The sequence below is a fragment of the Kitasatospora sp. NPDC059571 genome (genome assembly GCF_042735675.1).
GTDB lineage: Bacteria > Actinomycetota > Actinomycetes > Streptomycetales > Streptomycetaceae > Kitasatospora.
Map to the genome: position 1 here is coordinate 5,121 of NZ_JBHWBW010000148.1, position 11,256 is coordinate 16,376.

The window sequence follows — 11,256 nt, forward strand, 5'->3', positions numbered from 1 at the left end:
GGCCCGGGGACGGCGGCAAGCGCGGCGAGCAGGTCGCCGCGGCGGTCGCAGAGCTCGACCAGGCGCTGCAGGACGGGGGGCGCGGGCGGCCCGGCCGGCCGCCCGCCGGGGGCGGGCGGCCGGGCGTCAGCCGCGGGGCAGCCCGAGCTCGAACCAGACCACCTTGCCGACGGCCTTGCGGGCGGTGCCCCAGCGCTCGGCGAGCTTGCTGACCAGGTTCAGCCCGCGGCCGTTCTCGTCCAGCGACTCGGCCGGCTCCAGCGACGGCAGGTTGTGGTTGTCGTCGCTCACCTCCACCAGCAGCTTGTCGACCCGGATCAGCTGCAGCTGGACGTGGTCGCGGGCGACCCGCACCGCATTGGTGACCAGTTCGCTGACCAGCAGCTCCACGGTGTCGGTCAGCGCCCCGAGCCCCCAGGCGGCCAGCTGCTCCCGCACCAGCCGGCGGGCCCGGCGCACCTCGTCCTCCGCCACCGCCAGCTCCCAGGTGGCCACCTCGGTCGGCGGGACGCCGTCGAAGCGGGCCACCAGCAGCGCGATGTCGTCCTGCCGGTCGTCGGAGTGCAGCCGCTCCAGCACCGTGTCGCAGGCCTCGTCCGGGGTCTGCTTCGGATCGATCAGGTTGCCGCAGAGCGCGGCCAGCCCCTCCCCTATGTCCCCGCCCCGGACCTCGACCAGCCCGTCGGTGCAGAGCACCAGCATCGAGCCGTCCGACACCTCGATCTTCTTCGCCACGAACGGCACCCCGCCGACCCCGATCGGGGCGCCGGCCGGGATCTCCAGCAGCTCGCCCCGCCCGTCCGGGTGCACCCGGACGGGCGGCACATGGCCGGCGCTGGCCAGCTCGCAGGTCCGGTTGATCGGGTCGTACACCGCGTACAGGCAGGTCGCGAGGTGGTCGTCGCCCAGCTTGTGGGCCAGGTTGTCCAGGTGCCGCAGCAGCTGGCCCGGCGGCAGGTCGAGCGCGGCCAGCGTCTGCATCGCGGTGCGGAAGCGGCCCATCGCGGCGGCGGAGTGCAGGCCGTGGCCCATCACGTCGCCGACCACCAGGGCGACCCGGCTGCCGGGCAGCTGGATCGCGTCGAACCAGTCGCCGCCGACCTCGGCCCGGGAGTCGCCCGGCAGGTAGCGGTGGGCGACCTGCACGCCGGGGATCCGCGGCGGCCGGTTCGGGATCATCGAGCGCTGCAGGGTGGTCGCCACCCGGGACTCGGCCCGGTGCAGCCGGGCGTTGTCCAGCGACAGTGCGGCGCGCGCCGCCAGCTCGCGCAGTGTCGCGGCGTCCGAGTGGTCGAACGGGGCCCGGTCGGGCAGCCGCAGCAGCTTGAGGATGCCCAGCACCGTGCCGCGGGCGGACAGCGGGAGCACCAGCATCGAGCGGCCCACCACCACCGGCACCAGGTCCGGGCCGCCGCCGAGCGAGGCCGCGTAGTCCACCGCCACGTCCGGGCTGATCACCGGGACCAGCACCGGCTGGTTCTCCTGCAGTGCCAGCCCCGGCGGGGTGGAGCGCGGCATCGCCAGCAGCGCGCCCTCGTCCAGGACGTGGTCCCAGTGTCCGGCCGCGGTGTGCGGTGCGATGTGCACCGCCCGCGCCACCCGGCGCAGCATCGTCCGGTCGTCCGGCCGCTCGTCGGGCAGCTCGGAGTCCGAGATCAGCCCGTCCAGCAGGTCCACGCAGGCGAAGTCGGCCACCCGCGGGACCAGTACCTCGCACAGTTCACGGGCGGTGGTGTCGAGGTCCAGCGTCGTGCCGACCCGGCTGCCGACCTCGCTCAGCAGCGCCAGCTGCTCGCCGGGCTGGCTGACGGTCAGTACTTCCACCGAGGACAGGCCCGGCGCGCCGGGCTGCGGGGCCGGGGGCTGGACGGGCGATGCGGGGGCGGGCACCGCAGGCCCGTCCGCGGCCGGCGCCGGCAGGTCCGGGGTCGCGGCGCGGACCGCGGGACTGCCGTTGGCGATGGACTCGATGGCGGGACCTCCCTGGGTCGGGCCGTTCACGAGGGTGCTCCCGGGGTCGCGCTGGCCGGGTACGGCCGTCGCGGGCGGGGGTGTGCCGTCGGCACCGGAGGGTGCCTGGGCGGGCAGGATCTGCAGCCCGATCGCCACCCGGCCGCCGGCGCGGGCCGGGTCGCCCGGGCGGCGGGTGGCGCGGGGCCGCTCGGCGCGCTGCTGCGGGGTCGGGTAGCGGCGGATCAGCCCGGCCGCGACCCGGGCCGCGCCCTGGCCGGCCGGTTCGTAGGGCACGACGGGCAGCCGGGTCGCCGAGTCCACCCAGAGGGCGGGCAGGCCGGCCTCGGCGAGCCCGGCGAGCAGCCGTCCGCGGCGCTCCGCCCCGGACGGCAGCAGCCCGGCCAGCGCGGCCGCGCCGCCCGGCCCGGCCGGGGCGAACGCCGGCGCGACCCGGTGGAAGCCGCCGCCGCCGACGGCCGGCGCGGCCGCGTAGGGGAGCAGCCGCCGGCCGAGTGCGATCCGCGGCCCGCCGGAGCGCAGCGGCCGGGCGTCGGCCGCCAGGGCGAGCAGGCTGCGGCCGCCGGGCTCGATCAGGGGGTAGGCCCACCAGATGACGTCGCGCAGCCGCTCCTCGCGGTCGACCACCGACATGGCGCCGGCCCACGGGGTGTCGAGCTGGGTGAGGTCGTCCAGGGTGTCCAGGGCGTCGCAGCGGCGGGCCGGGGTGCCGCCGCGCGCCGGGGCGGTCTCCGGGCGGGGTTCGACGGCCGGCAGCAGGCCCGAGGCGGTGCGGCCGCGGGCCACCTCGGCGCGGTGTCCGAACAGTTCCTCGGCCGCGCGGTTCCACTGGTCGATCCGGCCGTCCGGGTCGACCAGCACCGCGGCGACGCGCAGCAGGGCGACCACTCCGGAGGGAGGGTCACCCGCGCCGTCGTTCGGGATCTGTGTGGAGTTGGGCTCGTCCACCATGGATTCGGTCTGCTCCCGCCTGTCCGCCGTGCCTGGGTGGCGGCCGTTGTCTGGGGGCGGCGTACTGGGCTCCTCTTCTGTTGCCGCTCCTGTGTCTGTCCCCATCTGTTGTACGCCAGCAACCGTGCGGCACTCAGGCATGCGTGCGGTGCAGCGCCGGTGCACCTTCCAGTGCAGCACGGACCGGGGCGGCTCCAACAGCGAATCCAGGAGATTGCCGGTATCAGTTGCATGTCACTTTGCGTACGCCGCCATGCGCAACGGGTTCACCCGAAATGATCATCGAAAACGGGGTTGTGTTGACGCCCGGACCCGCCAGGACCGCTCCCCCGTTCCGCCCCGGCGCAGGCCCCCGGTGCCCCGCCGCGCCCCGGTAGGGTGGCAGGCCGGACCGACTGGACGACCGGAGGCGGACAGGTGAGCGCGGACAGCCCCGCCCAGTGGAGCGAACAGGACCGGCTGCAGCTGGAGGAGCGGGTCGCTGCCGCCGAGCTGGCCTGGCTGACCCTCGACGTCGACGTCGCGACGCTCCGGGTGGAGATCGACAACTTCGCGCTCGTCCACCACCAGCTGCTCGGCCCGCTGTACGCGCGCCTGGACGAGCTCGACGCCCTGATCGCCGAGACCCTGGCGGCCGCCAGCGGCGACCCGGAGGCACTGCGCCGCGCCGCCGAGGCCCGCAGCCGGGTCGCCGAGCCCGAGGACCCGGCCACCGCCGACCTCGCGCCCGCGCCGCCGACCGCCGCCAAGGTCCGCCCCGACCGCGAGGCGCAGCGGATCTACCGCGACCTCGCCCGCCGGGCCCACCCCGACCTGACCACCGACCCCGCCGAGCAGGAGCGCCGCTCCGACTTCATCGCCCGGGTCAACGAGGCCTACGCGCTGGGCGACGCCGGCGCCCTGGAGGACCTCGCGCACGAGTGGTCCACAGCCCCCGAGTCGGCCCCCGCCCCCGACTCCCCCGACCGCCCCGACTGGCTGCTGCGCCGCCTGGACTGGCTGACCGCCCGGATCGGCCAGCTGGCCGCCGAGCAGGTCCGGCTGGAGCGCACGCCGATGGGCGAGCTGCTGCTGCTCGCACCCGAGCAGCCCGAGCGCCTGCTGGAGGAGCTCGCCGAGCAGCTGCTCGGCCGGGCCTCCGAGCGCCGAGCCGAACTCGAGCGGCTGCTCGGCGGCGATCTGCACAATGGACCGGTACCCACCGACACCCGGGAGAGCCACACCATGTTCGCCAACCAGCTGCCCACCGCCGAAGCCGCCGCGGTCCCCGCCGATGCCGTGCTGCTCGACGTCCGCGAGCAGGACGAGTGGGACGCCGGCCACGTGGACGGCGCCCTGCACATCCCGATCGGCGAGGTGGTCGCCCGGATCGGCGAGCTGCCCGACGAGCGGCTCTTCGTGCTGTGCCGGGTCGGCGGCCGCTCCGCCCAGGTCGTCCAGTACCTGGTCGCGCAGGGCCGGGACGCGGTCAACGTCGACGGCGGGATGTTCGCCTGGGAGGCTGCCGGCCGCCCGATGGTCGGCGCCGACGGCCGGGACGCCTTCGTCCTCTGAGCACCGTCCGGCCGTCCTCCTGTCGCACGCCGTCCGGGTGCGGCAGGATGGCCCGGCAGGCCGTGCCGTCAGGGGAGGAGTGGGCCGTTGCGTACCTGGTCGACCCCGGCCCTGACCGTGCTCTGCCTGTCCGGCGCCCTGATGCTGGGCGCCACCGGGCTGTTCCTCGGCGCGCTGTTCCTGCACGTCGCGCCGGCCAATGCGGTCTCCCAGCGCTACCAGCGGCAGGTCGACGACATCGTCTACCCGGAGTTCGAGCAGAACTGGAAGCTGTTCGCGCCCGACCCGCTGCAGCAGAACATCACCGTGGACGCCCGGGTGCAGACCGTCTCCGACACCGGCGCGGTGCACACCCGTGACTGGGTCGGCCTCACCGACGAGGACACCGCCGCCGTCCGGCACAACCCGGCCCCCAGCCACGTCGACCAGAACATGCTCCGCCGGGCTTGGGACTTCTACCAGTCGACCCACCCGGAGCAGGACGGCGCGGTGGCGTCGACCGAGCGCGGCCGGCTCGCCGAGGAGTACCTGAAGCGCATCGCGCTCCAGCGCTTCGGCCGCACCGCGGGCGGCGAGCGCATCCTGCAGATCCAGTTCCGCTCCGCCGCCGCCGCGATCACCCCGCCGGCCTGGAGCACCGAACAGCCCGGCGCGGACACGCCCGCCCGCGAGCTGTCCTGGTGGCCGGTGAACGACGAGGACTACCGGGGGCTGCGGTGACCGAACCCGCCGACCTGCTCCCGGCCCCCGCCGCCGCGGTCCCGACCGCGGCCGCGCCCGAGTCGCCGACCCGCTTCGAGCGGCTCTTCGACGCCTTCACCACCCGCACCGCGGGCCCCCACCAGGCCGCCGTGGTCCGGATCGGCTTCGGTCTCACCTGGCTCGCCTTCCTGCTCCGCGAGTGGCCCAACCGACGGGTGCTGTACGGCGACCGCTCCCCGTGGTCCGCCGACCTGGCCGACCGGCTGCTCTCCGCCACCCACGCGTTCACCGTCCTGAGCTGGTCCGACTCCCGGATCTGGTTCGAGACCGTCTACCACCTGGGCATCGTCGCGGCGCTGCTGATGGTGCTCGGCTGGCGGACCAGGGCGGTGAGCGTGCTCTTCGCGGTCACCGTGCTGTCGCTGCAGAACCGCAACGTGCTGGTCGGCGACGGCGGCGACAACGTCGTCCACCTGATGGCCCTCTACCTGGTGTTCACCCGCTGCGCCCGGGTCTGGTCGCTGGACGCCCGCCGCCGGGCCCGCCGGGCGCCCGCCGGGGAGGCCGGGCCGGGCGAGGCACGGGCGGTCGCCGACGCGCTCGCCACCATGCTGCACAACTGCGCCATGCTGGTGATCGCCGCCCAGGTGGTGCTGATCTACTCCACGGCCGGCTGGTACAAGATCCAGGGCACCCGCTGGCAGGACGGCACCGCGCTGCACTACCCGCTGCACCTCGACTACTTCACCCCCTGGCCCGGGCTGTCCGCCCTGCTCGGCTCCAGCCTGCTGGTCACCTTCGCGCTGAGCTACGGCACCGTGATCGCCCAGGTCGCCTTCCCGTTCACGCTGGTCAACCGGCGGGTGAAGAACGTCCTGCTGGCGCTGATGATGACCGAGCACGCCGTGATCGCCGTCGTCCTCGGCCTGCCGTTCTTCTCCCTGGCGATGATCGCCGCCGACGCGGTCTTCCTGCCCACCCCGTTCCTGCTCCGGCTGGGCGAACTGCCCGGACGCGTGCGCCGCCGGGCCGGGCGCACCCCGTTGCCCTAGGCTCCGACCATGCCGTGGTCAGCTGCGCTTCGCGACACCGCGAAGTCCGGGCTGGTCCCCGACCGGGCGCTCTCCGACCCGCGCCGCGCGGCCCGCGGCGCGCTCGCCGTGGCCCTGGTGGTCTTCCCCGTGCTGGCGATCGCCGGGACGAAGCCGGCCACCTCCGCCGCGATGGGCGCCTTCATCGCCGGCACTGCGACCTTCCAGCGCTCGTTCCGGCCGCGGGCCTCGCTCGGCGCCGCCGCCGGCCTCGCCCTCGGCGTCTCCACCTTCCTCGGGTACGCCGCGGTCGGCCTGCCGCCGGCCTTCCCGCTGCTGCTCGCCGCCTGGTCCTTCGGCGCAGGCCTGATCTGGGCGGTCGGCCCGACCGGCGGCGTGGTCGCGGCGACCACCGTCTCGGTCATGCTGGTCGTCGTGCAGCTGCCGGTCAGCCTGGCGACTGCGCTCGGCCACGCGGCGCTCTGCGCACTGGGCGGCGCCGTCCAGGCGCTGACCGTGCTGCTCTGGCCGGTCGACCGCTGGGAGGCACAGCGTGAGGCACTCGCCGACGCCTACGCCGAACTCGCCGACTACGCCCGCCGGCTGCGCCAGGACCCGCTCGCCGCCCACCTCGACCCCGAGCCCTTCATCACCGCCCGCAGCGCCTCCGCCCTGACGCCCTGGCAGCAGCGCCACCGGCCGGCCGGCATGCGCGGCCTGCGCGGCATCGCCGAGCACATCCGGCCGACCCTGGCCGCGCTCGCCGACCCGCGGGTGGGCGCCCCCGCCGAGGGACCGGGCCGCGACCGGGCCCGCGAGATCCTCGCCGCCGCCGCCGAGTCGCTGGACGCGCTGGCCCGGGCGATCAGGGCCGGCGAGCCCGTCCGACCGCCGCGGTCCACCCCGGCACTCACCCTCGCCGGGCCGGTGGACGGCCCCCGGCTGACCGGCTCCGCGCGCCGCTCCGCGAAGCGGCTGGCCTCGCTGCTGACCCGGGCCGCCGACACCCTCGACCGGCAGGACAGCTCCACCGTCCGGGAGACCGATCCCTGGCCCGGCACCCCCGGCGGGCTGCGCCGGCCGTCGCTGCTGCGGATGGTGCCCAGTGCGGCGGAGGCGATCCGCCGCCAGCTGCAGCCCCGCTCGGCGGTCTTCCAGCACGCGGTGCGGATGTCCGGCGTGGTGACGATCTCCTACCTGGTGGCCCGGCCGTTCGGGCTGCACCACGGCTACTGGGCGCCGCTGACCGCCGCGATGGTGATGCGCCCCGACTTCGCGCAGACCTTCAGCCGCGGGGTGGCCAGGCTGGCGGGCACGGTGGCCGGGGTGGCGGTCACCACGGCCGTCGTCCAGCTCGCGGACCCGGGGGTCTGGCTCTCCGCGGTGCTCGCCGTCATCTGCATCTTCGGCGCCTACCTGACGCTGCGCACCGGCTACGCGGTGACCACCGCCTGCGTCTCGGCGTACGTGGTGTTCCTGCTCGGACTGCAGGCGGGGAACCCGCTGGAGACGGCGCTGGAACGGGTGCTGCTGACCCTGCTCGGCGGTGTGGTGGCCCTGGGCGCCTACGCGCTCTTCCCCACCTGGCAGACCGCCCGGCTGGCGGAGCGGCTGGCCGAGTGGCTGGCTGCCGCGGGCCGCTACTCGGCGGAGGTCATGGCGACGTTCGGCGATCCGGCGGGCCGGGACCGGCGGGCGGTGCGCGACGCCCTGCTGGACTCCCGGGAGGCCCGCTCCGAGCTGCTGCAGGCGATCGAGCGGGCCGACGCGGAGCCGGTGAAGCACGCCGACCAGGTGCCGGAGCTCTCCCGCAAACAGCTGGACCGGGCCCGGGCCGCGGTCGGGCTGCTGGGCCGCTCCGCCGTCCTGATGGAGGCCCATCTGCCGGACGCGGACAGTCCGCCGGTGCCGGGCGCCGCGGAGTTCGCGGACGAGCTGCGGTACGCGACGGCGATCGCGGCGGCCGCGGTGCTGATCGGCGAGCCGGTGGACTTCTCCGGGCTGCGCGAGGCGCACGCCCGCTGGGACGCCTCGCTGGCCCGCCGGCCCGAGGGCGGCATCGAGGACCGCACCACGGTCGCCCGCTCCGGGGCGGCCCTGGTGATGCAGGCCGCCGCGGACCTGGAGAAGGCCGTCCGGCACCGCCGCGTACCCTCGGGTGCGTGAGCCAGACCGGAGTGCCCCACGAGGGCGATCAGTACGACGACGCCTTCACCGCGGCGCCCGACGACCGCGAGGTCGGCGTGGGCCCGCACCCCGAGCCGTGGCCCGCCGGGGACCACCTGGACCGGGAGCTGCTGGCCGGCGGGGACCGCCGCAACGTGGTGGACCGCTACCGCTACTGGACCCGCGAGGCGATCGTCGCCGACCTCGACACCCGCCGGCACGGCTTCCACGTCGCGGTGGAGAACTGGCAGCACGACTTCAACATCGGCTCGGTGGTGCGGACCGCCAACGCCTTCCTGGCCGGCCAGGTGCACATCGTCGGCCGGCGCCGCTGGAACCGCCGCGGGGCCATGGTGACCGACCGGTACCAGCACGTGCGGCACCACGACTCGGTGGCGTCGCTGGCGGCCTTCGCGGCCGAGCACGGCCTGCCGGTGATCGGCATCGACAACCTGCCGGGCGCCGTCCCGATCGAGACCTTCGAGCTGCCCGAGCGGTGTGTGCTGCTGTTCGGCCAGGAGGGGCCGGGGCTCACCGAGGAGGCCTGGCGGCACTCGTCCGCGGTCTGCTCGATCGCCCAGTTCGGCTCCACCCGGTCGATCAACGCCGGGGCGGCCGCCGCCATCGCCATGCACGCCTGGATCCGGGTGCACGGCGCGGTCGGCGGCCGCCCGGCGGGGCCGGCCGCGGTCAGCTGAACAGCAGCCGCCAGGTGTCCGGGCCGGGGTAGCCGTCGGCCTCGGCGCCGCTCCACCCCCGGGCCAGCTGGAAGGCCTCGACGTTGCGGCGGTCGGCCTCGCCCCACTCCCGGTCGGGACCGATCGTGTAGAAGCGGCCGTAGCCCTTGCGGACCAGTTGCTCACCGAGGAGCTTCACCCAGTCGTTGACCTGCCCCGGGGCGAAGAAGGCCGGGCCGGGGAAGGCGGGCGCGGCCGGGACGGGCGGCGGCGGCACGGGCCGCGGCGCGGTCGGCGGTATGCTCCGGCCCTTGCCGCGGACCAGCAGGTCCCAGGTGTCCTTGCCGGGCAGGCCGTCGGCCTCCGCGCCGGCCCAGCCCTGGGCCTGCTGGAACGCCTGGGTCGCCCGCTGGTCGGCCTCGCCCCAGCTCTGGTCCGGCCCCTCGGCGTAGTAGGCGCCGGCGCCCGCCTTGACCAGCATCTCGCCGAGCCGCTGCACATAGGCGTTGCGCTGGCCCGGCCCGAAGTAGCCGGCGCCGGGGAAGGCGTCCGGGTCGGCCGCGGGCGGCGTGGTCACCCCGCGGTAGCGGTACGGCAGGTACGAGCCGGAGTGGCTCCAGTAGGCGTACGGGGTGCTGCGTTTGACGGTGGTGGGGCTGGTCTGCTCGTAGGCGGTGTAGCGGGTGTGCGAGGAGTCCGTCCAGCCGCCGAACAGCACGGCGTGCGAGCCGCCCTGCGGGTCGGCGGAGTTGTTGTAGATGAGGGCGTCGCCCGGCTGGAGGTCGTCCTTGGAGATCCGGTCGGCGTAGTTCGGCAGGGTCCAGGTGGTCTGGCTGCTGCCGAGGCCCCAGGCCATCGAGATGAAGCCCGAGCAGTCCTGGCGGTAGCCGTCGGACCAGAAGCGACCCATGCTGTACGGCACCTTCTGGTCCACCCAGCCCTGCGCCCGCGCCATGATCTCCGCGCGGGTGGTGGTGGAGGTGGTGAGCGCCCGGGCACCCGGGGCGCCGTCCCCGTACGGGCCGGCCACCTCGCCCTGCGGGCTGCCCGGCGCGGGGGCGTCGGCGGTAGCGGCCCGCGGCACGGCGGCTATCGCGCCGGTGGTGCCGCCGAGCACGCTGCCGACCGCTGCGACCAGGACGGCGGCCCGCCGGGCGCCGCGGGCGGACCGGTGGCCGCCGTCGGCGGGGCGGGCGGCGTGCAGGCGGGCCAGGCGGCGGGCGCCGCAGCCGGGGCAGCCGCAGCCGCTGTCCGGCTCGACCTCGGTGAACTCCATCAGCACGGGTGGGTCCCTTCCTCGTGGTTCCTGGACGGGATGTGTTCCACCGTGAGCCGACGGAATATCACCTGATGGGTAGCAAAATATGATTAATACGGACGAAACCTGGCGTGTCCGGCCCGGTAACGCCGGATCGGTTCACCGTGCCGCCGGTACCGCGGCCTCCTCGTCGGTCCAGGTCAGCGACGTGGCGCCGGAGAGCTCGACGACCCGCTCGATGCGGTAGCCGACGGTCCGGGCGGTCGGGCCGGACCACTCCACCCGGGCGCGGCCGGTGAGCAGCAGCGCACCGCCGCCCTCCCAGTCGGGCACCAGCAGGCCCGCCCGGGGGTCCAGCTCCAGATTGCCCAGCGTCATGAACATCGCGTTGCCGGGGTAGTCGGGCCAGGCCAGCTCGTCCTCCCCGGCCACCGTGACGAAGCCGGGGGAGCCGCCGCGGTGGGAGGCGTCGATGCCGCCGTCCGGGCCGGCCGTCGCGATGAAGAAGGTGTCGGCGGTGGAGACCGCGAGCTGCTGGCGCAGCGTCAGTCGGTCCGAGACGGCGGCGGACGGCAGCCCGGGCGGGCCGTCGGCGGGGGAGCGGCGGTGGATGTGCTTGGGGCAGTTCGCGAAGACCTGGTCGGCCGCGATCCGCAGCCCGCCGGCGCCGTCCGGGGCGGACCGCCCGTTCACCCGCATCCGCCGCCGCCCCGCCGGGTCCAGGGCGATGGTGCCGACCTGGGCCGGCCGGCCCAGGGCCTCGGCGAGCGGGTCGCCGGCGGCCGGCCGGGGGGCCCCCGCGAGCGGGGGAGGGGGGGGGCGGGGGGGGGGCGAGGGGTGGCGGCCCGCGGGCACGGGGGCGGCCCCCCTCGGCGCCGTACTGCTGGCGGCCCTGGTGCTGTTCCTGCTGCGCGGCACGGGCTGGGCCTGGGCGCAGGACCAGGCC

At 75.7% G+C, this 11,256-nt stretch carries 8 protein-coding genes; 5 read left to right on the forward strand and 3 right to left on the reverse strand.

Annotated features, from left to right (window positions below; genetic code table 11):
* Positions 1-126 precede the first annotated feature (126 nt).
* Positions 127-2,922 (reverse strand): SpoIIE family protein phosphatase, encoded by a 2,796-nt coding sequence (locus ACFV0G_RS18390; protein ID WP_380548316.1) that lies wholly within the window; start codon positions 2,920-2,922, stop codon positions 127-129.
* A 417-nt stretch (positions 2,923-3,339) separates the two neighbouring features.
* Between ACFV0G_RS18390 and ACFV0G_RS18395 the strand changes: the two genes are divergently transcribed.
* From ACFV0G_RS18395 to ACFV0G_RS18415, 5 genes are all read left to right on the forward strand, one after another.
* Positions 3,340-4,476: a rhodanese-like domain-containing protein gene (locus ACFV0G_RS18395; RefSeq protein ID WP_380548319.1), complete on the forward strand. Its 1,137-nt coding sequence runs from the start codon at positions 3,340-3,342 to the stop codon at positions 4,474-4,476.
* A gap of 87 nt (positions 4,477-4,563) precedes the next feature.
* Complete coding sequence (locus ACFV0G_RS18400) at positions 4,564-5,196, forward strand: DUF5819 family protein (protein ID WP_380548322.1); 633 nt, start codon at positions 4,564-4,566, stop codon at positions 5,194-5,196.
* Positions 5,193-6,230 (forward strand): HTTM domain-containing protein, encoded by a 1,038-nt coding sequence (locus ACFV0G_RS18405; RefSeq protein WP_380548325.1) that lies wholly within the window; start codon positions 5,193-5,195, stop codon positions 6,228-6,230. Before ACFV0G_RS18400 ends, ACFV0G_RS18405 begins: the two co-directional genes overlap by 4 nt.
* 9 nt (positions 6,231-6,239) lie before the next feature.
* The gene (locus tag ACFV0G_RS18410; protein ID WP_380548328.1) at positions 6,240-8,375 is read left to right on the forward strand and encodes an FUSC family protein; all 2,136 of its coding nucleotides are present in this window, start codon (positions 6,240-6,242) and stop codon (positions 8,373-8,375) included.
* On the forward strand, positions 8,372-9,073 hold the full coding sequence (locus ACFV0G_RS18415) for a TrmH family RNA methyltransferase (RefSeq protein WP_380548331.1): 702 nt from the start codon (positions 8,372-8,374) through the stop codon (positions 9,071-9,073). The genes ACFV0G_RS18410 and ACFV0G_RS18415 overlap by 4 nt, the downstream gene beginning before the upstream one ends.
* Here the strand turns inward: ACFV0G_RS18415 and ACFV0G_RS18420 are convergent.
* Both ACFV0G_RS18420 and ACFV0G_RS18425 read right to left on the reverse strand, forming a co-directional pair.
* Positions 9,066-10,328: a peptidoglycan-binding protein gene (locus tag ACFV0G_RS18420; RefSeq protein ID WP_380548337.1), complete on the reverse strand. Its 1,263-nt coding sequence runs from the start codon at positions 10,326-10,328 to the stop codon at positions 9,066-9,068. The two genes, ACFV0G_RS18415 and ACFV0G_RS18420, sit on opposite strands and share 8 nt — an antisense overlap.
* Positions 10,329-10,469: 141 nt before the next feature.
* Positions 10,470-11,256: pyridoxamine 5'-phosphate oxidase family protein (locus tag ACFV0G_RS18425; protein ID WP_380548334.1), on the reverse strand; the 787-nt coding region annotated here is incomplete at its 5' end.